At 41.8% G+C, this 23,653-nt stretch carries 20 protein-coding genes; 16 read left to right on the top strand and 4 right to left on the bottom strand.

Annotated features, from left to right (window positions below; translation table 11 throughout):
• The first annotated feature begins 3 nt into the window (after positions 1-3).
• Genes CHB71_RS05985 through CHB71_RS05930 form a run of 12 tightly spaced genes read left to right on the top strand, consistent with a single transcriptional unit; the run spans position 4 to position 13,833 of the window.
• A complete protein-coding gene (locus CHB71_RS05985; protein ID WP_089355988.1) occupies positions 4-1,866 on the top strand; it encodes a cytochrome c oxidase subunit I in 1,863 nt (620 codons plus the stop codon).
• Positions 1,850-2,869 carry a COX15/CtaA family protein gene (locus CHB71_RS05980; protein ID WP_089355987.1) on the top strand — a complete coding sequence of 340 codons (1,020 nt, stop codon included), beginning with the start codon at positions 1,850-1,852 and terminating at the stop codon, positions 2,867-2,869. Before CHB71_RS05985 ends, CHB71_RS05980 begins: the two co-directional genes overlap by 17 nt.
• A complete protein-coding gene (gene cyoE / locus CHB71_RS05975; RefSeq protein ID WP_089355986.1) occupies positions 2,866-3,756 on the top strand; it encodes a heme o synthase in 891 nt (296 codons plus the stop codon). Before CHB71_RS05980 ends, cyoE begins: the two co-directional genes overlap by 4 nt.
• Positions 3,753-4,328 carry a cytochrome c oxidase subunit 3 gene (locus CHB71_RS05970; RefSeq protein ID WP_089355985.1) on the top strand — a complete coding sequence of 192 codons (576 nt, stop codon included), beginning with the start codon at positions 3,753-3,755 and terminating at the stop codon, positions 4,326-4,328. Before cyoE ends, CHB71_RS05970 begins: the two co-directional genes overlap by 4 nt.
• Positions 4,329-4,346: 18 nt before the next feature.
• Positions 4,347-5,090, top strand: coding sequence for a cytochrome c oxidase subunit 3 (locus tag CHB71_RS05965; protein ID WP_089355984.1), 744 nt, complete (start codon positions 4,347-4,349; stop codon positions 5,088-5,090).
• 20 nt (positions 5,091-5,110) lie between these two features.
• Positions 5,111-5,440, top strand: a complete 330-nt coding sequence (locus CHB71_RS05960; protein ID WP_089355983.1) for a cytochrome C oxidase subunit IV family protein — start codon at positions 5,111-5,113, stop codon at positions 5,438-5,440.
• 4 nt (positions 5,441-5,444) lie between these two features.
• On the top strand, positions 5,445-5,870 hold the full coding sequence (locus CHB71_RS05955) for a hypothetical protein (protein ID WP_144017341.1): 426 nt from the start codon (positions 5,445-5,447) through the stop codon (positions 5,868-5,870).
• A complete protein-coding gene (locus CHB71_RS05950; RefSeq protein WP_089355981.1) occupies positions 5,848-6,432 on the top strand; it encodes a DUF420 domain-containing protein in 585 nt (194 codons plus the stop codon). The genes CHB71_RS05955 and CHB71_RS05950 overlap by 23 nt, the downstream gene beginning before the upstream one ends.
• Complete coding sequence (locus CHB71_RS05945; RefSeq protein WP_089355980.1) at positions 6,433-6,684, top strand: hypothetical protein; 252 nt, start codon at positions 6,433-6,435, stop codon at positions 6,682-6,684.
• Complete coding sequence (locus tag CHB71_RS05940) at positions 6,653-7,003, top strand: DUF983 domain-containing protein (RefSeq protein WP_089355979.1); 351 nt, start codon at positions 6,653-6,655, stop codon at positions 7,001-7,003. The genes CHB71_RS05945 and CHB71_RS05940 overlap by 32 nt, the downstream gene beginning before the upstream one ends.
• Before the next feature lie 37 nt (positions 7,004-7,040).
• Positions 7,041-10,457: a sensor histidine kinase gene (locus tag CHB71_RS05935; RefSeq protein ID WP_089355978.1), complete on the top strand. Its 3,417-nt coding sequence runs from the start codon at positions 7,041-7,043 to the stop codon at positions 10,455-10,457.
• Entirely contained in the window at positions 10,375-13,833 is a 3,459-nt protein-coding gene (locus CHB71_RS05930; RefSeq protein WP_179213323.1) for a hypothetical protein, read from the top strand. Before CHB71_RS05935 ends, CHB71_RS05930 begins: the two co-directional genes overlap by 83 nt.
• Here CHB71_RS05930 and CHB71_RS05925 read toward each other — a convergent pair.
• The 4 genes from CHB71_RS05925 to CHB71_RS05910 all read right to left on the bottom strand — a co-directional run bounded on the left by CHB71_RS05925 (position 13,830) and on the right by CHB71_RS05910 (position 20,312).
• Positions 13,830-14,861 (bottom strand): PorP/SprF family type IX secretion system membrane protein, encoded by a 1,032-nt coding sequence (locus CHB71_RS05925; RefSeq protein ID WP_089355976.1) that lies wholly within the window; start codon positions 14,859-14,861, stop codon positions 13,830-13,832. The genes CHB71_RS05930 and CHB71_RS05925 overlap by 4 nt on opposite strands.
• On the bottom strand, positions 14,858-18,715 hold the full coding sequence (locus CHB71_RS05920; protein ID WP_089355975.1) for a PKD domain-containing protein: 3,858 nt from the start codon (positions 18,713-18,715) through the stop codon (positions 14,858-14,860). The genes CHB71_RS05925 and CHB71_RS05920 overlap by 4 nt, the downstream gene beginning before the upstream one ends.
• A 107-nt stretch (positions 18,716-18,822) precedes the next feature.
• Positions 18,823-19,572 carry an ABC transporter ATP-binding protein gene (locus CHB71_RS05915; RefSeq protein ID WP_089355974.1) on the bottom strand — a complete coding sequence of 250 codons (750 nt, stop codon included), beginning with the start codon at positions 19,570-19,572 and terminating at the stop codon, positions 18,823-18,825.
• Positions 19,569-20,312 carry an MlaE family ABC transporter permease gene (locus CHB71_RS05910; RefSeq protein WP_089356340.1) on the bottom strand — a complete coding sequence of 248 codons (744 nt, stop codon included), beginning with the start codon at positions 20,310-20,312 and terminating at the stop codon, positions 19,569-19,571. The genes CHB71_RS05915 and CHB71_RS05910 overlap by 4 nt, the downstream gene beginning before the upstream one ends.
• A gap of 69 nt (positions 20,313-20,381) precedes the next feature.
• Here CHB71_RS05910 and CHB71_RS05905 point away from each other — a divergent pair, with 69 nt between their 5' ends.
• From CHB71_RS05905 to ispG, 4 genes are read left to right on the top strand one after another with little or no spacing between them, the layout of a single operon-like run.
• Positions 20,382-21,095 (top strand): SDR family oxidoreductase, encoded by a 714-nt coding sequence (locus CHB71_RS05905; RefSeq protein WP_089355973.1) that lies wholly within the window; start codon positions 20,382-20,384, stop codon positions 21,093-21,095.
• A gap of 12 nt (positions 21,096-21,107) precedes the next feature.
• Positions 21,108-21,326: a hypothetical protein gene (locus CHB71_RS05900; protein ID WP_089355972.1), complete on the top strand. Its 219-nt coding sequence runs from the start codon at positions 21,108-21,110 to the stop codon at positions 21,324-21,326.
• Entirely contained in the window at positions 21,316-21,603 is a 288-nt protein-coding gene (locus CHB71_RS05895; RefSeq protein ID WP_089355971.1) for a type II toxin-antitoxin system RelE/ParE family toxin, read from the top strand. The genes CHB71_RS05900 and CHB71_RS05895 overlap by 11 nt, the downstream gene beginning before the upstream one ends.
• Before the next feature lie 10 nt (positions 21,604-21,613).
• Positions 21,614-23,557 (top strand): (E)-4-hydroxy-3-methylbut-2-enyl-diphosphate synthase, encoded by a 1,944-nt coding sequence (gene ispG, locus CHB71_RS05890; RefSeq protein ID WP_089356339.1) that lies wholly within the window; start codon positions 21,614-21,616, stop codon positions 23,555-23,557.
• The last annotated feature ends 96 nt before the right edge of the window (positions 23,558-23,653 follow it).

Below are 23,653 nucleotides of genomic sequence, written 5' to 3'. Positions count from 1 at the left end.
GATATGTCAGTAACGGATATACATCTTCAGGAAGATTTAGCTCACGACGATCATCACGATGAGCATCATGAGCAGGGGTTTGTGAGTAAGTATATTTTCACGACAGACCATAAAATGATTGCTAAGCAATTCCTTATTACAGGAATTTTCTGGGCAATTATTGGCGGTGGACTTTCTATCATTTTCAGATTACAACTGGGCTTCCCGGAAATGAGTCTGGAATGGTTGAGACCTATGCTTGGTCAGTGGATTACACCTGAAGGAAAACTAGATGCAGAGTTTTATCTCGCATTGGTGACGATGCATGGTACCATCATGGTATTCTTTGTATTGACAGCCGGATTGAGTGGTACATTCTCAAACTTCTTGATTCCTCTTCAGATTGGAGCACGTGACATGGCCTCCGGGTTTATGAACATGCTTTCGTACTGGTTCTTCTTTGCTTCCAGTGTAGTAATGTTCATTTCATTGTTTTTAGAAACGGGACCTGCAGGAGGTGGCTGGACCGTTTATCCGCCATTAAGTGCATTACCGCAGGCCATAAAAGGTTCTGCAGCAGGTATGACTATGTGGCTGGTGTCCATGGCGTTGTTTATCGCCTCTTCATTGCTAGGTGGTATCAACTACATCACAACAATCATTAACCTTCGAACGCATGGTATGTCTTTCTCAAGATTGCCATTGACAATCTGGGCATTCTTTGTAACAGCCATTTTAGGATTGCTTTCGTTCCCTGTACTTCTATCAGCAGCTTTGTTGCTGATCTTCGATCGATCTTTCGGAACAAGCTTTTACCTATCAGAGATATTCATAGCAGGTGAAGCCTTACCGAATGTAGGAGGTAGTCCAATCTTATATCAACATCTTTTCTGGTTCCTTGGACACCCTGAGGTATACATTGTGATTCTACCTGCACTGGGAATTACATCTGAAATTATTGCAACTAATGCACGTAAGCCGATTTTCGGATACAAAGCGATGATTGGATCTATTCTTGGTATTGGATTCTTATCTTTCGTGGTATGGGCACACCATATGTTCGTAACAGGAATGAACCCATTCCTAGGCTCGGTATTTACTATTCTGACCCTGATCATTGCGGTTCCATCTGCAATTAAGGCCTTCAACTATATTACAACACTTTGGAAGGGGAATATTGTGTTTACGCCAGCCATGTTGTTCTCAATTGGTTTGGTATCCTTCTTTATATCGGGTGGTTTGACGGGTATTTTCCTTGGAAACTCCGTGCTTGATATCAATTTGCACGACACATACTTTGTAGTGGCTCACTTTCACCTTGTGATGGGTAGTGCATCATTCTTTGGAATGCTTGCTGGTGTGTATCACTGGTTCCCTAAGATGTTCGGAAGAATGATGGATGATAAGCTTGGTAAGGTTCACTTCTGGCTATCGTTTATAGGTATCTACCTGGTATTCTTCCCGCTACACTACATCGGTATCGCAGGATTTCCAAGAAGATATTACTCGTTTACATCATTCGAAACATTCAGTATTTACGGTGACTTGAATGCGCTGGTAAGTATTGCAGCTATTTTGACTTTTGCGGCGCAATTTATCTTCCTCTTCAATTTCTTCTACTCGATTTTTAGAGGGAAGCTTGCACCTGCAAACCCATGGAAATCAAATACGATGGAATGGACAACTCCAAGATTCCCTGGTCACGGGAACTGGGTAGGAGCAATTCCGAAAATATTCAGATGGCCATATGACTACAGTAAGCCGGGCGCGAAGGATGATTTCATCCCTCAGACCGTACCTTACTCACACACTCCGGAATCTAACCTTGAGCACGAAGAAGAGCTAACGAAGGAAGAAGATTTGACAGGAGTTGAAAAAGTTAATTAATCAAAGGAATTTTCTAAGAATCAATGCAATCACGCTAGGATCAGTACTCGTACTGATCCTGGTGGGAAGCATTGTGAGAGTGATGGGAGCCGGAATGGGTTGCCCTGACTGGCCCAAATGCTTTGGCTCGTATATTCCGCCTACTACTGCGGAGGGATTACCTGAAAACTATCAAGATATCTTTCGAGAACAGCGAATTGCTAAAAATGAGCGATTGGCTAACATGTTTGATCGGTTCGGATATGAAAAGCTAAGCGACCAAATAACTAAAGATCCTGATGTTTTGGTTGAGCAGGAGTTTGATGTGACCAAAGCCTGGATCGAATACATAAACCGATTGGTGGGCGTATTAATTGGTTTCCTGGTTTTCCTGAATATGATATTTTCCTTTGCTTTTAGAAAGAAGTCATTCTTCATTCCATTGATGGGAGTATTGATATTTGTACTAACGGGTTTCCAGGGTTGGGTTGGATCACTTGTGGTGTCTACCAACCTTCTACACGGATTCATCACGTTTCACATGCTACTGGCCTTGTTGATTGTGGCCTTGCTAATATGGATGAATGTTAGAGTTAGGGAATTACCTCATTACACGCACAAGCCACTTAAACTAATCAGCACAGTTACATTGGTGCTGTTTATTCCGCAGTTGATCCTTGGGACCGAAGTTCGTGGAGTCATTGATGAAATGCTTGTTTCAACGATTGGAAGAGAGGGTTGGGTCAATCAACTTTCAACCAACTTTCAGATTCACAGATCTTATTCCTGGTTGATTATGATTGGTGCAGTTATCTCCTTTTATTACGCTCGTAAAACCAAGGAGGTTTGGTTGGTAAATGCCACACTGGGTAACGTATTCCTTGTTTTTTTAGCGATGATTGCCGGAATCGGAATGGTTAAATTTTCTTTTCCCTTTTGGCTGCAACCTCTGCATTTAATTTTAGCTGTGGGCATATTTAGCTACCTGTTTTACTTAACTTTGCGACTCAAGTTTCAGAAGTGAATTCAACTGTTTCACATATCGATCTTACAACGGCTACCAGACTGAAAGCCTTCTATGAATTGCTCAAGCCAAGACTTTCATTTTTGGTCGTTTTTTCATCCGGGTTTGGATACGCTTTAGCAAGTCAGTCATCAATAAACTGGGGAAGTTTTGTACTCTTTTTATTAGCAGGATTCCTTGTTTCAGGATCGTCGGTCACCATCAATCAGGTAATAGAGCAAAAGTACGATGCGATCATGAATCGTACCCGGAATAGACCAATACCTTCCAATCGAATCACTGATACAGAAGCAGTTTGGTTTAGCATCATCACAGGTGTCGCCGGATTGGGAATGATGCTCATTGCCACAAACATATTGGCTACAGCATTATCATTGCTTTCACTGCTTCTATATGCATTTGTGTACACACCGCTTAAGCGAGTGGGATCAATAGCCGTATTTGTTGGTGCCATCCCTGGAGCACTGCCACCAATGATTGGGTGGGCTGCTGCAAGTGGTGTGCTTTCATATGAGGCGATGATCATCTTTGGCATTCAATTCATCTGGCAGTTTCCCCACTTTTGGGCGATTGCCTGGGTATCGGACGAAGACTATAAAAAGGCAGGCTTTAAGTTACTTCCGGGAGGGGGATCAAAAGATTTGAATACGGCGATAAACATCATGGTCTATACGTTGTTTTTATTACCATTGGGCTTACTACCCACCATGTTTGGACTTACAGGATTGACCAGTGGAGTGGTTGCGACTATTTGTGGGGTGTTATTTCTCGCCACCACATTTAGCCTGATGAAAGATACATCGAATCAGAAAGCACGAAGGATCATGTTCGGGTCCTTCATTTACTTGCCGATCGTACAGATAACATTTTTATTAGATAAGCTATGACAGGAGAGATGGAAGTGAAGAATAATCAGGTAAGGTCGATGCATCCGCAGAAATTTGCGATGTGGTTGTTTCTGGTATCGGTAGTGATGATATTCATCTCGCTATCCAGCGCATATATTGTGAAGAAGTCAGTTGGAAATTGGGTGTATATCGATTTCCCCTCGCTGTTTCAGTATACAACGGTTGTGATCGTGTTGAGTAGTATAAGTATGCACTTTGCGTATATTTCTGCGAAAAGAAACAACATCAAAAACATTAGGATAGGACTTGGGATCACAGCTATGCTGGCAATCGCCTTCATTGTTGGTCAATTTAATGCCTGGGGTCAACTCGTGGAAAATGGACATCATTTTGTTGGGAATCCTGCGGGATCATTTGTCTATATATTCACAGGATTACATGTTGTTCACCTTGCAGGAGCGATCATTTTCCTTTTTATTGTCCTTGTAAAAGCATTTAAGTATAAGGTTCATTCCAAAAGTATGGTTCGTATGGAAATGTGTACCACTTTCTGGCATTTTCTTGGTGGACTTTGGTTGTATTTATACTTATTTTTGATTTTCAATAATTAAACCTAAATACCTAAACGAATGGCTGAATCGGCTGTAATAGTAGAAGAAAAGAAGAATATCTGGGGTGGCGGTGTATCACCTATGAAAGCAAGCTACGGCAAGCTGATGATGTGGTTTTTCCTATTGTCAGATGCCTTCACATTCTCTGCTTTATTGATCACCTACGGTTTGATCCGTTTCAGCCACCAGGCGTATGAAGGAACAGTTGAGAACTTTACATTCTCACAAGAATGGTGGCCAATTCCTGAAAAGGTTTTTGAGGCTGTTCCATTTTTACATGGTGTTGAGCTTCCACTTGTTTTCGTTGGTATTATGACATTCATCCTCATCGTGAGTAGTGTGACCATGGTATTGGCTGTGGAAGCCGGCGAGCGAATGGACAGAAAAGGAGTAGAGAAATGGATGCTTTGGACAATTCTTGGAGGCTTGGTATTCTTAGGATGTCAGGCATGGGAATGGAGTCATTTTATTCATGGTGTTGAAATGACAGCAGAGGATGGGACTAAATTCTTATGGGGAGCGGGATTAACCTCCAACCCGTACGGACCTCCCAACTTTGCCGCACTCTTCTTTTTCATTACAGGCTTTCACGGCTTTCACGTATTCAGTGGGGTTCTTATCAACTTCATCATATTCTATCAGGCTACAGTAGGTATTTTCGAGAAACGAGGACACTACGAAATGGTAGAAAAGGTCGGTCTCTACTGGCACTTTGTGGATCTGGTATGGGTCTTTGTTTTCACATTCTTTTACTTAGTATAATAGCATAATTGTCAATATAAATGGAGCAGCAAACCCAACAAGTTGAAGTAAAGCCGGTAAATAAGGCGAAAGTTAAGAATTTCATCAAGGTAATGATTTACCTGGCTGTAATTACTGCTGTTGAATTCGGTATTGCATTCACTGTGCCACACGAGCATAAGTGGATTCGAATCATCGTTTTCATTGCGCTGACAATTGTGAAAGCTTACTACATTGTGGCAGAGTTCATGCACCTCGGGCATGAGAAGAAGTCATTAAAGATGTCTATTGTGTTACCGATGCTATTCGTAGTATTCTTCATCTTTATCATGATTTATCAGGGTGGAGCGATCTTAGAAGCACTGACTTAAAACATTGCGTAGCAAAGGACTAAAGCGACTCGCATTCTTCGTAGTATTCCTGATACCAGTGGTCTGGTATTTATTCCTTCAATTATTCGGAAGCAACAACTTTTCATTGGAGTTGCAGAATCCGGTTCCTGAAGGCTGTCTTGCATATGAGCAGATAACCATTGCTTCAAAAGATGATTCGTTAAGCGTTGTTGAAACGAACTACATGAATCGGGTGATCTATGGCGCAGACAAGCGTTCAGCCAATTTGATTTACAACAGTCAGGAATACTTTGATTGTCTTAATCAACCAGAGGCTGATTTGGTTTTAATCAATAAGGAAGGACTCTGGGGCGCATATAATTTGAACAGGGAAGGGGTAGATCAGCTTCTGACCGAACTGGACATTTTAACACTTCAGCAATCATATGGCAAAGGCACAAGCAGATAATAAAGTTTATTTAAGGATCATTTATTTGATTTCAATCCTGATACCTGTTGTGGTCGCATTTTTGATCTTGTTTCCTGCTAAGCTTTCATTTGCCGGCGATTGGGTGAGGTTACTACCGGGATTACATGCTACAATCAACTCATTAACGGTAATGACATTGATTGCTGCTTTGATAGCCATCAAGAATGGCAACATCAAAATTCACCGCTCATTTATGTTTGCTTCTCTCTTCTTAGGAGTACTCTTTTTGGTGTCTTATATCCTGTATCATTCAAGCGTGGAGTCTGTCAAGTTTGGGGATTTGAATTATGATGGTGAATTAAATGAAAAAGAATTGGCTCAGGCAGGAAACAGTAGGGTCGTTTATTTGGTTATTCTAGCAAGTCATATTTTACTGTCTATATTGGTCGTCCCATTCGTTCTGTTTGCATTTTATTATGCGCTTACAGATCAAATCGAACGACATAAGAGGATGGTTAAATATACCTATCCGGTTTGGTTATATGTTTCTATCACGGGTGTGGTGGTTTACTTTATGATCAAGCCTTATTACTTCTGGTAGATGAAAAAAATATTAATTCTTACGTTAGCTTTCTTTGTTCCATTGATAAACTGGGCACAGTGCGCCATGTGCCGGACGCAAATCAAGAACAATGTAAGTGCTGGAGAAACCAACGTAGCTGAGGGGCTTAACAACGGAATCATGTTTCTGTTTTTCACTCCTTATCTGGTTGTTTTCGCTATCTTTTTTTTCTGGTATAGAAACAGTAAAATCAAAAAGCATGTCAGTCTTAACGAGCGTATTAAGGGCTAGGTGTCCACGGTGCAAGCAGGGTGATATTTTCACTCATTCTTCTCTGAACTTAAAGAAAATGGCCTCCATGCATGCCAATTGTCCAAGTTGCAATCTCAAATATGAGAAGGAGCCGGGCAATTTCTATGGAGCGATGTATGTGAGCTATGGCATCTCCACGGGAATCTTTTTAGTGACTGCTTTTGTCCTCTACTATTTCTTTAACGATCCCGCTCTTAATGTGTACCTGATTAGTATTTTGTTAGTCGCACTGATTCTCTTCCCATTCAATTTCAGATACTCCAGGGTTATTTTCCTTTACCTCATTTGGAAAAGCTAGTGCTGGTAAAAGGCTTGAATATTGTAACTTCAAGTCTGTGAATCAGAAGCTTTCGTTTGCATTATTAGCTGCATGTCTGGTAGCACTTTTGATCAACCACCTGTGGGTGGACTGGGAAGCCATTTCTCATCGAAAAGCCCACAAGAGCTTAGATGAGATTGTTTCACTTCAATATCAGGATCTTCAAGCTTGGAAAAATAGCGACGAATCAAGTGATTTGTTTCGAAAGCGCACCGTTTGCAGAGGCCGTCTTGAAGCGTGGAGCGACAACCGCCCATTTGTGACAGGTTTATCCGAGGATACCATCCAGGTTGTTGAGAATAAGCTCGGAATATTTCTTGTGCAACAAATTTCTGAAAGTAACTGCTCCTATATTTCCTGCCATCAACTTCTGGAGAGGTACTCAATCTCAAATCAGTATTTAGATGAGGGACTTAGTGATTTATTAGATACTGGAATCAAAGAGCTAGGAATACAGCCAGGAAGCTACAGTTATCATGACCTGATCTATTATAGGGTTGCCGGTATGCCAAGTCGGTTGATAGATACCCTGGTCACTATGATAATACTAGTGGTATTGTTGATTGAATATTGGAGACACAGTCAGCGGCACATTCAATCTTTTTGGAAGGCAAATGCATTGCTTGTTTTGCTACGGTATTTATCACTGGAATTTGATGCTTTTCAACTGATTTTCAGATTCGAACTATTCAATCCGGTGATGTATACATCTTCAGTTGTCAATCCTACTTTGGGAGATTTGCTGGTCAATTGCTTGTTGTTGAATTTGATTATTCTGGCTACTGCCAAATACCTTAAAAACTTAAGGAAGTCCCGTTTATGGGTTGGAATACTAAGTGCCATAAATACCATTTTAACTGGTTTTGTTCTACATGTTGCATGGACCATAATCAGTCACTCACAACTCTCATTAGACGTAGGACAATCCATTCAGTTTGATCTACTCCGATCAGTTGCATACGCCTGCATATTGTTGGCAAGCACATCTTATTTCTATTTTACCTACCTCACTTTAAATCTTGTAAGAAGGAGTGGTTATATCATTCAGGCTACTGCTGGAGCATTGATTGCTGCTTCAATGATGGGTGTGCTTGATTTACTATCAATAACGTTCAGCGTAGTACATATTTCAATACTCCTGATTTCCATTCGATATCAATGGGGTCGATCGTTTAAAGAATTCACATACTCCAACTTGCTGTTCATTTTGATCGTGGGGCTTGGCACATCAGCGGTATTAGCCTTTTGTATATATAAGTATGAAGAAGGAGCAGTGCTTGACTCCAAAAAGAAATTTGCCAATTACCTTTTGCTTAAAAGGGATGTATTGGGAGAGTACTACTTGGATCAAACAATCAAGAAATTGTCAGAAGATGAAAATCTTGCACTCATAGCAAGTGAACGTAGTAGAAAGGTGCTTGAAGATCAAATAAGAAGTGAATTTTTGACTCCATACTTTAATAAGTATGATCTTGATATTGTGTTTCAGGATTACCAACAACTGAAACTTAACACACGATTCACCCGGGAGTTTAGTTTGCTTACGCCTGAAAATCAATCTGATTATGACAACATCTATTTCATAGATGATGGAGCTAATTATAAATACATCTGCAAGGTGAATGTGGGTGAGTTGGTCGGTTTAATCATACTTCAAATTAAAAAAAGGGTACCTTCCAGTGTATATCCGGCACTTCTTACAGACAATAAGTATTTCTCTGTTACCAATGATTTTGATTATGCGGTATTTGCCGGAGATGATATCTTGTTTCATCGGAGCAAGTTTGGGCAAGGAGAGTGGCCTCAGGAAGAAGACTTTGAAAAGGAGCAGCTGTATAGAAAAGGGATAGAAAAAAATGAACGACACTACTACGGTGTAAAAACAAATGATGGCCGTACTATTCTGATTATTTCAGATAAATATGAAGCAAGGGATCGACTAACCAATTTTTCCTTTTTCTTTCTCCTGCTCCTGTTTTCATTCGGGGTATTCAGTATTCTCAGCTCCATCATCGAACATGGTTTTAAGCTGAATTTCACCAGTAAAATTCAGTTGTACCTGGGTATGGCCTTTGTAATCCCACTACTGATTACGGGGTTTGCCTTGCTAAATACCCTCAATACCTCTTACAGAGAAGAGATTAACCGAAGTTACATTAAGCAGGCACTGTATATCTCAGAAATTCTTTCGAATCAGATCGAGGAAGTAAATAATGAAAATGGTGCTTCCCGTCTTGCAGAAATCAGCAGCTATATTCAATCAGACTTGAGTTTTTATAATGAATCGGGATATCTGGTGGCTACTTCACAGCCTGAGATATTTAACCTGAACCTTCAGGGAAATCTGATCAATCCGATGGTTTTTGAAGAATTGGTGGCGAAAGAGAATCAAAGCATTATTGCGGAAGAATCGGTTGGAAGTCTTGATTACAAGGTTTGCTATGCGGTGGTAAATACAATTGACAATCAGGTGGCTGGATTTATCGCTATGCCGTTTTTCGATTCCAAGAATCATTTGAGAAGACAGCAAATAGAGGTTTTTGGTAATCTGATTACCATTTTTGGTGTCATTTTCATTATTGCCATTGTCTTTGGAAATGCTGTATTGAATAACCTACTTCATCCTTTGAGGATGGTAGCAGCTAAGATCAGAAGGGTTACACTTCAGGAAGTAAATAAGCCGATAGAGTATGAATCTTCGGATGAAATTGGTTCACTGGTCAAGGATTATAACCAAATGCTTGTGAAACTGGAAGATAGCAAATTGGCTTTAGCTAAAAGTCAGAAGGAAACGGCATGGAAGGAGATAGCCAAGCAGGTAGCACATGAGATTAAGAACCCGCTGACACCCATGCAGCTTAAAATTCAGCAGATGTTGAGAAAACATAAAGAGGGTTCAGAAGAGCATGAGCGACTGTCGTCTTTATTAACACAGGTGGATACTTTAAGTCAGATTGCCGAATCATTTTCAGCTTTTGCGGAGATGCCAGCCCCGGACAATCAGGTTTTTGACTGGGGAACGTTGGTGAAAGAGGTTGTGGAGTTGTACAGTGCAGAAGATGTCGAAACCACCATAGAAATAGAACCTGAAATACAGATTGAAGCGGACAAGGATATTTTTAGAAGAATTCTCAACAATATCGTGCTTAATGCCATTCAGGCGGTAGAAGAGAAACCGGCTGAGATAGCTATAAAGCTGGAAACGAAAGCGGATAAGGGCTTATTGGCCGTAAGTGATAATGGAAAGGGTGTGCCGGATGAATTGAAGGATAAGATTTTCCTTAATTATTTTAGTACTAAATCAAAAGGAAGTGGAATAGGTTTGGCCCTGGCGAAAAAAGGAATTGAAAATGCGGGAGGAAACATATGGTTTGAATCTAAGCACGGAGAAGGCACTACTTTCTTTATTTCCATGCCACTGGCTGATAGCTAGCCTACTATTTCTTACAGGCTTAGCAATACAAGCCCAAAACTTAAGGTGCAAAACAATCCCGACTAATCAACAGGTTAAATTGGATTCTATTTTGATTGAGCCAGGGTCGATTCAGGTAGGTGTGGCATACGAATGGAATGACTCAACTCAGATAATTACAGTCACGAGTAATCAGCAAAGTGTTGAACTCTGCTACAGAGTGCTCTCCGGCCTTCTTACCCAGTCATTGCAAAACAGAAGCCTCGCTGACTATGATGATTCAGGCAATCCTACGATCCAGCTTACACCTGCACCTAATGTGCAAAAGGAAGAGCTGTTTGATTTTGGTGGGGTTCAAAAGTATGGAGTCATTTCTCGAGGGGTATCCTTTGGAAATAGACAGAGTCTTTTTGTAAACTCTTCACTCAACCTCCAAATGGATGGAAAGCTTGACGAAAACCTAAACATCTCAGCTGTTATCACAGATCAAAACGTGCCTTATCAACCGGAAGGGAACACACAGCAAATCAGGGATTTTGATAATGTCTTTATCAAGCTCTATAATGATAAGTTTGATGTTACGGTTGGCGATATTGTCATTCAGCAGCCCGATGACGGATACTTTCTTAAGTATTATAAAAACGTACAGGGATTGCAGGCCAGCTACAAAGGATCAACCGGAGAATGGACGCATGAATCCAGGGTTTCAGGAGCGCTTTCAAAGGGAAAGTTCAACTCTGCACTATTGACACCAGTGGATGGTCTATCCGGGCCTTATAAGCTGAGAGGGCCAAATGGTGAACGTTTTATCATTGTAATGGCAAACTCAGAGAAAGTCTTCATCGATGGAAAACTGATGGAACGCGGGTTTGACAGGGATTATGTGATTGATTACAACTTGGGAGAAATCACATTCAATAATCACATCGTCATTACACAATTTACGATTATCAGGGTGGATTTTGAGTATGCGGAGCAATTCTACAGCCGGTCAAATATTTCTGCATATCAAGCTGTTTCGAATGAGAAGGTAAAGCTTTACACCAATTACTATCGAGAACAAGATAATCCAAATGCTACTTTGGGGTTTAATGTGGATGAGAATGATTTGAGCCAGCTTCGAGCCATCGGTGATAGTGTGGATCAGGCATTTATTACAGGATTTGACTCAGTGCAATTTTCAGAAAATAGGGTTCTTTATATTAAGAAGGATACTATCGATCAGGATGGAGTAACTCAAACCATTTTTGAGCACTCGACTGATGAAGGGGAGACACATTTTAGCCCAACATTTTCGGATGTCGGTTTTGGGAATGGTGATTATGTTTTAAGTCAAACAACTGCCAATGGGAGGGTGTATGAGTGGGTTTCTCCGCAGGGAGGTGTCTCTCAAGGCAACTATGAACCTGGGGCTTTTATTCCACTCCCAAATAGTCGACAAATGTTTACTATAGGCGGAGAGGTGAGCTTATCGGATCATGAAACTTTGAAAACGGAGATAGCTTTTTCCAATACAGATCAAAACCGATATTCCAACCTTCAGGATAATGACAATATCAGTAAGGGATACTTCACATCGCTTTCAACTCAGGGCAGACAGTCCTTTCTTTCAGGCTATCAATGGGTTGGATCAGCATCTATGGAGTATGATGAACAGGATTTTACGTTCATTGATCGGTATCGTCCGATTCTGTTTGATCGTGATTGGAACTATACGCCAGGTTCCGAAACATCAGATGATTTGATGGTTTTTTTGAAAGGGGGGCTGAAGAAAAATGAAGCAAATCGGCTGGAGTTTTCTGTGAACAGACGGAAACGTTCCGGCTTTATTGATGGTTGGCAACAAGCGGCTGATTTTAATCAGGAGGTTGGAGATTTTAAATTGGTTTCGTCACATTTTCTACTTCAAAATGAGCAGCTGGACCAATCCACAAGCTGGCTTAGATCAAAGTCTGATTTGAGTTATAGAAAATGGAGCTGGGCGCCCGGGTATGTGTTCGAAGCAGACGAAAATGAGATATCAAGACAGGACAGTGTGGTGAGCACATTGATGAATTTCAATGCGCATGAGTTTTATGTTTCCAGTACCGATACAGCAAAGGCTACCTATCGGTTTGGTTATCAGCTGAGACAGGATCGGCTGCCAGTTGAAGGTGAAATGCGTGATTACCTGTTTTCGAGAAACTTCCGAGCTTCTTACCAGCGTAATGGTGAGCATGGCAGCATTGGGGCTGATTTTAATTACCGCAGAGTGGAAGACGATTTAGAGCTGCACCTTGGGCAAAGCGAAGTTATCAATGGACGAATCAATTGGATTCAATCGTTCCTAAAGAGGAATATTCGCTCCAATTTTTCTTTCTCCACCGGAAACAGCCGAGAGCTGAGGAGAGCGTTTATCTATCTACCCGTTTCCACGGGAGAGGGGACCCACACCTGGAGGGACTCGAACGGGGACGGAGTGCAGGATTTGAATGAGTTTTTTGAGGCTATCAACCCGGACGAAAGAAGCTATGTGAAAATTTTCACACCAACGGATGACTACATCACCTCTTTTCAAACATTCTATTTACACACCATTGATTTGAAAGCTCCTTCTCAGTGGAGAAACTCAGGAGGAATAATGAAGCAGGCAGCTAAGCTTTCAGCTAATATCAACCTGAATGTAAATTTCAAAACCACATCAGCGAATTATTCAGATCGATTGAATCCATTCGGCCTTGATCTTGAAAATCCGGATATGATTTCTGCCAAAGATAGCAAGCGTTATACACTGTTTTACAATCGGAATGGGAGAGGTTTTGCTGGTGACTTCACCCGTCAGACATCAGACACAAAGCAGTTGTTGGTTCAGGGTTTTGAAACGCGGGAGAAAGATGAATGGTTATTTAATACGAAAGTGGATTTATCTGCTGAATACACGCTTCGAATCACCTCGACAGTAGGAAGAACATTGAATCAATCCGATTTTTTGGATTCCAGAAACTTTGAAATCATGTCCAATTCCTATCGGCCTCAGCTGATCTGGCAGCCAACCAATGTGCTTAGACTCATCGGTAGCTATGAGCGAAAGGTAAAAATGAATGAATTCTCAGAGTCCAGCAATGAATCAGCAACCTCGCAGGTTTACATGACTGAGTTGACGTGGAATCAAGCGGGGAAAGGGTCATTGAGAGGAATCTTTTCCGTTGTAAAGATTGATTTCACTGGTGATCCATCATCCTATCTTGGCTATTTATTGTTAGATGCTTTGCAACCAGGCACCAATCAAACCTGGCAGATCAACTGGCAGCAACGACTTTCCAAAGGCATGCAGGTCTCCTTACTGTATAACGGAAGAAAGTCTGAAAATGTAGAAGCGATTCACACGGGTAGTGTGCAGGTGACCGCCTTTTTTTAATTGTTCAACTTTTTTACAAACGCCGGGCATTGCAGTTTTTTCTGATTATTTCGGGTCTTATGTGGGTTCCCAGCCATACTGAAATAATAGATCAATGAAAACTCATGCGCGCCACCTCCGGTAACAGGATCTATTTTGGTCATATTCAGATCGAAGCTATAACCAAACTCCAGGTTATTGTATTCTACACCGGCTACAATGATCACTGCATCATGATTTACCCGATCATAGTCATTCTTGATGAAAGGCATTCCCCGATAGTATAACCCGATAATGATGGGTTGTAGGTGGACAGAAGCTCCTGCATCTAATTGTTGAAATTCTCCCTGCTTCCGATAAAGGATGCTTGGTGCAATGGATGGGGCTACTGTTCCGGTACTTACAAGTCTTTTTAATGGATAACGGCTACCGATGTGGAAGGAATACCTGAAAGGAAGAATGTCCTTGCCTTCAATCATTGATCTGTTGGGTTTAGTCAGATGATCTACGCTCATTCCAAACCAACTCTTTTTTGAATAAATCAAAAATCCAGCACCGATATCCCAATGATTTCTTAACCTGATAGAGTTAACCTGAGGATCCTGCGAGGGAGTTCCATCCACGCCGAAATCCACCTGATCACCAAGTACTAGCTTGCTACGATCTATGTTTCTGACCGTGTAGCCAAACTTAAGAGCCGGGCGCAAAATGAATTTATTGTTCATATTGGCTTCATAGCTATACACAAATGACCCGGTTGTATTTCTCAAACCTCCGGAACCCTCACTGTCTGAGCTAATTATCAAGCCAAAACCGCTGTTTAGATTGGTGGCATTATAGTCGATTGAGGCTGTTGAATTGGAGAATGCTTGTGGAAGATTGGGCCATTGAATCCGATGAACAAATACAGCTCGGGTGTTCGGCGATGTACCTGCAAACGCCGGATTTAAGTAAAGCGGATTTGAATAAAATTGTGAGTATTGAGCATCTTGTGCTGCTATGCAGAATGAAGTCAGTAGAATGGCGATATATAGCTTTACTTTCATCATCTAATCAATGTCACGTCTCCAACTGTTGTAAAATCACTTCCATCCGAATAGCGGATTTCAAGCTTGTACACATATACACCTGATGGAGCAAGTTTGCCTTGATAGTATCCGTCCCATCCGATATCCTTAGAATTGCTTTCGAAAATTAACTCTCCCCACTTATTGTAAATAAGCATTCTAAATCGCTCGACACCTTCAATTCGTGGTAAGAAGATGTCATTAATCTGGGAAGGATCGCCACCTTCAGAGCCAATGTATCCGCCAGATGGGCCATTTAAGCTGGGGGTAAATGCATTTGGGGTTTTGATTTGTCCACCTGCAATGGCTTGAACTTCAGCAGCTCTATAAAGGGTGTCTGAACAACCAAATTCGTTAGTAGCTATTAGGGTAATGTCATAAAATCCTTCTTCAGAATAAGCATGTCTGGGTTCTGATTCCGTTGATGTGGTGCCATCACCAAAACTCCATTGAAACGAAGTGGCATTCTCACTCAGATTCTTAAATACAGCTTCCTGGTCAGGAATGTAAACAACACGGGCTGAAACAAGAAAGTCAGCAAATGGCTGGGCGTAAACCTGGATGTAATCATCTTTGACAGTTTCAGCAACTGTCCCCACTTCATTTTGCCCCCTCAGTCTTACAGTGAATGATCCGCTTTCAAAGTAGGTATGTGTTGGGTTATCGGATCTGGAGATATTTCCATCACCAAATTCCCATACGTATTCCCCTGGTTCAGTATACTGTGAGAGGTTAGTGAATTGTACAGTAAGTGGTGCACATCCCTCTAGTATATCTGCTTCAAAATCTACAATTGGATCTGCCGGGTGAACGGTAAGTGTTTGTGAGGTTTGTACAGTACAGCCGCTATTAGAAACATACAAAATGATATCATAGGAGCCATATTGATTGTATTCATGAGTTCCCGGATCATAACCTGAAAATGAAGTTCCATCACCAAAATCCCATTGATAACTATAGCCAGCTCCTGTTGAGCTGTTGTTTGTGATGGTTACCGTATTATCGGGTAGCTGCAGGTCGTTTGTTGAAAGGGTAAAATCAGCAGTGGTTGCCGGAGGTTGCTTTTCTATCAACTCTATTTCTGTAACAGGATCACTATTGCATGAAGCGAGGTTAGTTGTTGTCAATGTGATTTCAGCATTAAAGTCATTGCCTGAATTTACTTCTCTGAAATAGGTTACCATTATTTCATCTCCAGTACCGGTAGTAATGTCAGGGGCCGGGTTAAAAGACCAATCATAGTTGGATAATCCTTTTTGAGAGGCTTCTAGTATTAAGTTCACTTCATCACAATCTTCTGATCGATTCACTACAAAGGAGGCATCAGGCTGTGGGCTAATCTGGATATTGAACGTATCATTGGTTATGCAAACGCCTGATTTTTCAGCCTCCAGCACCATTCGGTAATTCATAATGGCAGAAGAAGTATTAATGATCTGATAATCAAGTTGATTAAAGTTGGCTTCACTGCTATTTTTGATCACCGGATAACCACTCATGATGCCAGTATCATCAAGCAATGTCCATCGATACGAATCAGCGAATAGATCCTGTGTTTCCTGATCAACAACCATGGTACTGTTCCAAGGAGAGCAGTTGGTGTTGAAAAAATCGTATGACGGATCTGTGAATCCGGCATCTTCGTCTGGCGATACACGAAATGGTTCATAATTACTCGAAGTAATACATCCTTCATCTGATTCAGCAATCAACTGTACCTGGAAGGTTCTTGTAGTATCATCCGGGTTATCAAAAGTGAGCGTAGTATCTGGTGAGACAAGACTGGAAGAAAGGAGGAAACCCGAAGGGGAATGTGTTATCTCAATGGTATAGCTGGTAGGAATGGATGGATTGTTGGAGCCATTGGTGAACGTAATTTCCTCACCTGGACATATATCACTTGAGGCATCATGAGAAACCTGAGCGTCAGGATTTGGATGAACAACTACGTCCCCGGTGACAACCGTAGAGCAATTACCTTTTTCAGTAGTCATACGAAGTGCCACGGTGTATGTCCCTGCAACAGAAGTCCCTGGCTCAACTCCGTTAGCGATATCGGTTCCATCCAGATACCAATCAAACTGCGTGCTATCTGTTCGGGATAATTCGACATTGAAGGAGCCATCATAGCTAAAATCCCATTCGTATAAATTGACGACATCATTGTTTACTTGCACAGTAAGACTTGAGGGATCAGCTATTCCAGAAAAGGAGGATCGGTTGCCTGCACAAACTTCATTGGAAGTGAACTCAGGTTGAGGCACCCCATAAACAAAGACCGTATCCTCACTGAAACTCCCACAAAGGGTGGAGGTGTTACGAGCCTCCAATCGCACGATTGTGTATTCCTCTGTCGAAAAGGTTCTGGTAAAATCAGGTACCGGATCAGGTAAATAAGAGCCATCTGCAGGTTCTGTTCCTATCAGGTTATTTCCTTCGTCAAAAAATTCATACCTGAATTCAGTATTCGCCTGGTCGACGGTGTTATCCCTGAATCCTACTGTAAATACATCACTTCCTGTCTGACAAAAATCCGGATTGATGGTAGTAGTAAAACCTGCATCATAAAAGGCGAAATCAGCAACAGCAGCAGGAGAGAGGGTCACCAGGTCATCATAGATCACATCACAAACCCCATCCGCATTGGGATTGGTTGCAATAAGTCTGACCAGCTTTTGACCACCTGAGCCAAATGAAAAAGTGGGATTTGTTGCATTGGACGTTCCTAACAACGGGTCAGTATCTGATGGTCCATTATAAAACTCCCACTGAAAAGTATATGATCCTCCAGGGGTTTCATTATCAAAATATATGTCAGAATTGATGCAAAATTCAGCTGGTGTAGCTCCTCCGGGACCTCCTTGTCGAGCGATGTAATCCGGTTCGGGAGGTGGGATGACTTCTATTAGTACCGTTTCGGATACTGCATCCTCATAGTTTGGATCGGTTTGGTCACCATTAAAGGGATTACAGGTGTTCCAATTGTATAGGGTAACCTCAAAAGTTGTCCCAATGACATTCGCAGGGTTTGCAGGAGCAGATATTGGAAAGGTTGAATGAATGGGTCCATTGGCTGGAAATGGGACTTCCTCAACTGGGCCAAAATGACCAGCTGTAACAGTCACAGCACCCGTACCACGGGTTTGTGGCGAGCTTAGGTTTCCAGCATTATCCGTTACTACCACAGTTCCGCCATCATTGACGGTTAAGTCTCTTATTCTTCCAACCGCAGGAGCACCATCCGTGCCATAAACAAATTGAGTCCACCTGGATATTTGGTTTGGGTTGTCAGGGTTATCGATGATGTTACAGTTGAAAGTAGAGGCATCATCAAACACCACATTGGTCAATGGTGTATTCTCACAAATGTCATACTGTCCGGGATCAAATGCTATTTCTCCGCCATTCTCAGTATCTATGTTCCAGGAAGGGATCAACTGATTTTCTTCTGACGTTTCACATACATCTCCAGCAACGATTATGAACGCCTGTGCTTCGTAAAAGCACTCATCGCCAGAATCGGGGTACATAAAGGGGGTAGCAAATGCCTCATAGATTCGATTTCCTCCAGAAACATTGATTGAATTGGCTGTGGTTGTGCTCAGTGTCTCAATGGTATTGCCAGGGTCATTCCATCTAAACTCGATTTGTATGTCAGACGGATTTTGGGCAACATTAAACGTATAGACAACCCGAAACGTATTAACATCAACAGGAGCGCATACACCGCTGGCACTGAAATCTTTGCTGATATCAGTGCTTAGCAAATTACATTGGCCAAATGCCAATATTCCAGAAAGTATGAGGGCTGTGGTGAGTGATAGATTTAGCCTCATAGTAGTACAAAAATAGAAATATAGGTAGATTAAATGTAACCTTACCGATATTAATAAAGCGTAGAGCCTTACATTATTGTTACAATGAGGAAAAGAATTTTAATGTCTTATACCCCCTTCACCATTTTCATTAGCCGACCGGCGAAGACAAAATCGTTGAGTTCTTGTACATCAGAATCTCCAATTTCACTACTCGGTCCAGTCCAGAGGATTTTCCCTTCATGCATGAAATTCACAATATCGCCCATCTCAAGTACTGAATTCATATCGTGAGAAACTACCACAGTTGTAATTCCATATTCTTGTGTGATATCTTGAATCAGGTTATCAATTTTAATCGATGTTTGAGGATCGAGTCCTGAGTTAGGTTCATCGCAAAAAAGGTAGTTGGGTTTGGTTACAATAGCACGAGCAATACCAACACGTTTTTTCATACCACCAGAAATCTCGGAAGGCATTTTACGATTTACATTCTCTAAGCCAACTCTTTCAAGGCAGAAGTTCACCCTTTCCAGCTTTTCTTCTTCGGATTGCTTTGTGAGTACATTCAGCGGGAACATCACATTTTGTTCCACAGTTAAGCTGTCAAAAAGTGCACCTCCCTGAAAAAGCATGCCCATTTCACGTCGCACTTCTGTCTGTAGTTCTTTACTTGCGTTTGCAAAACTTCGGCCATTAAACTCTACGGTCCCTTCGTCCGGTTTAATAAGCCCGACGATGCATTTTAAAAGGACACTTTTTCCTGTTCCGCTTGCACCTATAATCATATTCGATTTGCCAGGTTCAAACTCCAGGTTGATATTGAAGAGCACCTGCTTATCGTCAAATGATTTTGATATGTTATTTACCGTAATCATGGAGTGAGTAGTGGTGCTAGTAAATACGCAAGAAGATAATCTGCGGCAAGAATAGCGATGCAACTGCTGGTTACTGCATTCGTACTCGACTGACCAACCTCAAGTGCACCACCTGTAGTAAAGTATCCTTTGTATGAACTGATTGCCGCTACAAGGAATCCAAAAACTACTGCTTTTATCAGAGCGAATGTGACTGCAAAAGGAATAAATGTCATTTGGATACCAAGTATATAATCAGTTCCTGAAATCACTCCGGTTACCAGGGCTGTTAGATATCCCCCATATATGGAGACAAACCCTGCCAGAATAACCAAAATCGGAAACATGAGAACAGAACCAATGATTTTAGGCAAAACCAGGTAAGAGGTAGCATTAATCCCCATCACCTCTAGTGCATCTACTTGCTCCGTTATTTTCATGGTACCGAGCTCTCCTGCAATGTTTGATCCTACCTTTCCCGCATAAACAATTGCTGTAATGGTAGGAGCTAGTTCCAGAAGCGTCATATCACGAACCACCAGCGCAATGATCGGATCAGCAATTAATGGAGAAATGAGGTTATATGCTGTTTGTACAGTGGTAACAGCTCCCATGAATGCAGAAACAATTACAACAATGAATACAGAGTTGTATCCAACCTTTATGCTTTCGTCTACAGTCCTGACAGCATACGTCTTAAAGGATTCTCTCCTGACGAACAACTGGCCTATAAAGATGATGAATTTCCCTAAACTCTTCATGAAGTTGCGAACGCTAAGATTGTTAGCTTTGTCAAACATAACACCTTAAGGAATAATCAAAAAAGAATCATGCATAATTCAGAGAGATTGGTGGTAATAACAGGGGGAACAAAGGGGATTGGTAAAGCTTTGGTCGATCGATTTGCGTCAGAAGGGTGGCCGGTTGCAACCTGTTCAAGAAATGAGAGTGATCTGGACGCATTACGAGGTGAGATTAGTGAAAAGCATAAAACACTCATACATACTTTTAAAGCTGACCTTTCGAAAAAGGAAGGTGTTAAAGACTTTGTTGAGTTTGTGCAGATGATCGCTAAGCCGGTAGAAATCCTGGTTAATAACACGGGCGTGTTTAATCCAGGACCAGTACTGGAAGAAGCTGATGGGGCCTTGGAGCAAATGATCGACACAAATTTGTATAGTGCGTACCATCTTACGCGTGCGATTGTGCCGGCCATGAAGCAAAATAAAAGCGGACATATTTTTAACCTTTGTTCAGTTGCAAGCTTGAAAGCCTATCCAAATGGGGGATCGTATTCTATATCCAAGTTTGCACTTTATGGTTTCTCACAAGCGATCAGGGAGGAGTTAAAAGAGTTTGGTGTACGTGTGACATCCATTTTAGCGGGAGCGGTGAGAACACCGAGCTGGGATGGAGTGGATATTCCGGATGAACGTTTTATGAAACCGGAAGATATCGCCGAAACCATCTATACGAGTTATCGGTTGAGTGAACGTAGTGTGATTGAAGATGTGGTTCTCAGACCTCAATTAGGAGATATTTAATAACTTAATGGTATGATTAAGGACACAAAAAGACAGGAGATAGCTGAGTGGGTACTTCAGGCAGATGATGATGTTCTATTACTATTGGATCAGTTAAGAAAAAGTGAAACTTCTGATTGGTGGGATGGACTGTCAGAAAGTCAACAAAAGCGAATTCAAAAAGGGTATAAAAGCATAATAGAAGGAAAATCAATGTCTCACGAAGAGGTGGCAAAAAAGCATGGATTATAAAATTCGATGGTCACCTGAAGCTGTTGAAGACTTAGAAAAAATTGAAAATTACCTGAAAGACAACTGGTCAGAAATAGTTTTGAATAGATTTAAATCCAGTCTTTCAAATAGGTTGAAGCTGCTGAGTCGATTTCCCGAAATGCATATAGCTTCGCCGAAAATGCCAGCATTAAGAAAATCTGTATTAAGTAAGGAGACTTCTATAATCTATACCCTAATTGATAATGTGATTTACATTGTTGGATTGATAGATAATAGGTCTGATCATGATTATTAAAAATCAAAGAATGATTAGTTATTGCAATAGCCTCACAGAATATTCCCGACGAAAAACACGGGAAGTGTTCATTGGTGACATACCACTCGGAGGGAATAACCCGATCCGGGTGCAGTCAATGACCACCATTGACACGATGGACACGATGGGGTCAGTGGAACAAACGCTTCGCATGGTAGAGGCAGGTTGTGAGTATGTGCGAATTACTGCTCCCAGCATTAAAGAGGCACAAAACCTGGAGAACATCAAGAATGAGCTGCGCAAACGAGGATGCAATGTCCCATTGGTTGCAGATATCCACTTCACCCCAAATGCTGCGGAGCTTGCAGCTACGATTGTAGAGAAGGTGCGGGTGAACCCGGGCAACTATGCCGACAAAAAAAAATTTGAGCAGATTGAATATACGGATCAGACGTACGCTGATGAGATCAGAAGGATAGAAGATAAATTCTCTCCCCTGGTTGAAATCTGCAAGAAGCATGGAACTGCCATGCGAATCGGAACCAACCATGGTTCACTCTCAGACCGGATCATGAGTCGCTATGGAGATACTCCACTAGGGATGGTGGAGTCAGCGTTGGAGTTTATCCGCATCTGTGAGTTGATGGACTACAAAGATCTGGTGATCTCCATGAAAAGTAGCAACCCACAGGTGATGGTACAAGCATATCGTTTGCTGGTAAATAAGCTCGACGAAGAAGGACTGGAGCCATACCCATTACACCTTGGGGTGACCGAAGCAGGAGAGGCGGAAGATGGCCGAATTAAATCAGCAGTTGGGATAGGAACCTTGCTGGAAGATGGGTTGGGAGATACAGTAAGAGTTTCCCTCACGGAAGAGCCGGAAGTGGAAGCACCTGTTGCACAGATCATGGTAGACCGATTGTCAAAAAAATCGAATCAATCGAAAATCGAATCAATCGAAAATTACAGTATACATCCGTTTGAATACCATCGAAGATCAACCGAAGAAGTACTGAACTTTGGACATGAAAATGTGCCAAGAGTCATTGCGGACTTCTCTAAAGTTGAGGAGGTAAAACCCAAAGATTTGAAAGCAATCGGGCACTCGTATTTGCCGGAGTTGGACAAGTGGGGGATGAATGACCTGGGTGCAGATTACATTTATTCCGGTTCAAATCCGATAGATTTCATGTTGCCGAATGGCCTGAAAGAGGTCATGGATTACGAGGGTTGGCAATCGTGCAGTGATCAAAGAAATAAATTCCCTTTAATCACTGATTTACAAAAGGTTGAATCATTTCATGAGAAGTTAAACTTTATAGAAGTTAACGCCGATAACTACGACCAAACAATCTTTGGTTTACTAGAAAAAACAACTAATACCGTGCTTATACTGTATTCTGAGCAGTCTCATGCCACAGCAAGCATCCGAAGGTTCGTGGTGGAGCTGATGAACCGAAATATTCAGGTTCCGGTCGTATTGAAACAGGTCTACCCTGAGCTGACCGAAGACGAATTGATGATCTATGCTTCCACGGATGCCGGCACTTTGTATGTGGATGGAATTGGAGATGGGATTATGCTATCTCCGAACTTTAAACCTTCGGTTGACACCTTACGATTGTACAACAATACAGCTTTCGGAATCCTGCAGGCCGCTCGTACACGTATCACTAAAACGGAATATATCTCCTGTCCATCTTGCGGACGAACGCTCTTTGATTTGCAGGAGACCACTGCGATGATTCGCAAACGAACTGACCACCTGAAAGGTGTGAAGATCGGGATCATGGGATGCATTGTAAATGGTCCTGGAGAGATGGCCGATGCGGACTTTGGATATGTTGGGTCTGGTAAGGGAAAGATCACGCTCTACAAGGGTCAGGAAGTGGTGAAACGAAGCGTACCATCCGAGCGTGCACTGGACGAACTAATAGACTTGATCAAAGAACATGGTAAATGGGTAGAGCCGGAAGGAGTGGAGGCTTAGATTCTTCACTCTGTTCAGAATGACACTCCGATTATAGATAGTGCTTTAGCGACAGTGTCATGCCCGCCTTCTGCGGACAGGCTGAGGCATGAAGCA

Origin of the sequence: Ekhidna lutea (assembly GCF_900188325.1) — a bacterium.
Classification (GTDB): Bacteria; Bacteroidota; Bacteroidia; order Cytophagales; family Cyclobacteriaceae; genus Ekhidna; species Ekhidna lutea.
The sequence above is the reverse complement of the archived record's forward strand: the minus strand, read 5'-3'. Positions and strand labels throughout refer to the sequence as shown.

Bases quoted from the DNA above. Each gene is read 5' to 3' on its own strand.
- CHB71_RS05985 (WP_089355988.1), top strand. From the start codon at position 4: ATGTCAGTAACGGATATACATCTTCAGGAAGATTTAGCTCACGACGAT.
- CHB71_RS05970 (WP_089355985.1), top strand. From the start codon at position 3,753: ATGACAGGAGAGATGGAAGTGAAGAATAATCAGGTAAGGTCGATGCAT.
- CHB71_RS05965 (WP_089355984.1), top strand. From the start codon at position 4,347: ATGGCTGAATCGGCTGTAATAGTAGAAGAAAAGAAGAATATCTGGGGT.
- CHB71_RS05960 (WP_089355983.1), top strand. From the start codon at position 5,111: ATGGAGCAGCAAACCCAACAAGTTGAAGTAAAGCCGGTAAATAAGGCG.
- CHB71_RS05950 (WP_089355981.1), top strand. From the start codon at position 5,848: ATGGCAAAGGCACAAGCAGATAATAAAGTTTATTTAAGGATCATTTAT.
- CHB71_RS05945 (WP_089355980.1), top strand. From the start codon at position 6,433: ATGAAAAAAATATTAATTCTTACGTTAGCTTTCTTTGTTCCATTGATA.
- CHB71_RS05940 (WP_089355979.1), top strand. From the start codon at position 6,653: ATGTCAGTCTTAACGAGCGTATTAAGGGCTAGGTGTCCACGGTGCAAG.
- CHB71_RS05930 (WP_179213323.1), top strand. From the start codon at position 10,375: ATGCGGGAGGAAACATATGGTTTGAATCTAAGCACGGAGAAGGCACTA.
- CHB71_RS05925 (WP_089355976.1), bottom strand. From the start codon at position 14,861: ATGATGAAAGTAAAGCTATATATCGCCATTCTACTGACTTCATTCTGC.
- CHB71_RS05920 (WP_089355975.1), bottom strand. From the start codon at position 18,715: ATGAGGCTAAATCTATCACTCACCACAGCCCTCATACTTTCTGGAATA.
- CHB71_RS05915 (WP_089355974.1), bottom strand. From the start codon at position 19,572: ATGATTACGGTAAATAACATATCAAAATCATTTGACGATAAGCAGGTG.
- CHB71_RS05910 (WP_089356340.1), bottom strand. From the start codon at position 20,312: ATGAAGAGTTTAGGGAAATTCATCATCTTTATAGGCCAGTTGTTCGTC.
- CHB71_RS05905 (WP_089355973.1), top strand. From the start codon at position 20,382: ATGCATAATTCAGAGAGATTGGTGGTAATAACAGGGGGAACAAAGGGG.
- CHB71_RS05900 (WP_089355972.1), top strand. From the start codon at position 21,108: ATGATTAAGGACACAAAAAGACAGGAGATAGCTGAGTGGGTACTTCAG.
- CHB71_RS05895 (WP_089355971.1), top strand. From the start codon at position 21,316: ATGGATTATAAAATTCGATGGTCACCTGAAGCTGTTGAAGACTTAGAA.
- ispG (WP_089356339.1), top strand. From the start codon at position 21,614: ATGATTAGTTATTGCAATAGCCTCACAGAATATTCCCGACGAAAAACA.